Origin of the sequence: Bowmanella dokdonensis (assembly GCF_017254865.1) — a bacterium.
Lineage (GTDB): Bacteria > Pseudomonadota > Gammaproteobacteria > Enterobacterales > Alteromonadaceae > Bowmanella > Bowmanella dokdonensis.
The window spans coordinates 1-331 of record NZ_JAFKCV010000233.1 but is presented as its reverse complement, the minus strand read 5'-3'; the positions used below and the strand labels follow the sequence as shown (position 1 = coordinate 331).

The window sequence follows — 331 nt, the reverse complement described above, 5'->3', positions numbered from 1 at the left end:
AGGGTTAGAGAGATTCAAAGGCTTCCTGTTCTTAATAAAATAAACTATACGACAATAACATTCATCACTAATGAAAGAAATAAGCAAAGATAAATGCCTTTTTAGCTTTGCTACCAATTCAACTTTATTAATCATTTACTGCTTAACATCCTTAAGGTTTAAACCCAAGCTGAGCAAGGAAATCAGAAAACTTCCTATACTGCCTAGTAGACAATGAAATTTGAAAAAAATAAATTATCGCTGTCTTCAGATTGAAGCCGCCATTAACTAACGCTTTAAAATACAAAGACAAACCTTTTAACTTATTGCCTCGTTGAGCATAACCTTTAGC

1 protein-coding gene is annotated in these 331 nt (G+C 32.3%); it reads right to left on the bottom strand.

What is annotated here, in order from left to right:
• Positions 1-151: 151 nt before the first annotated feature.
• Positions 152-331: hypothetical protein (locus J0A66_RS22365; protein WP_206576028.1), on the bottom strand; the 180-nt coding region annotated here is incomplete at its 5' end.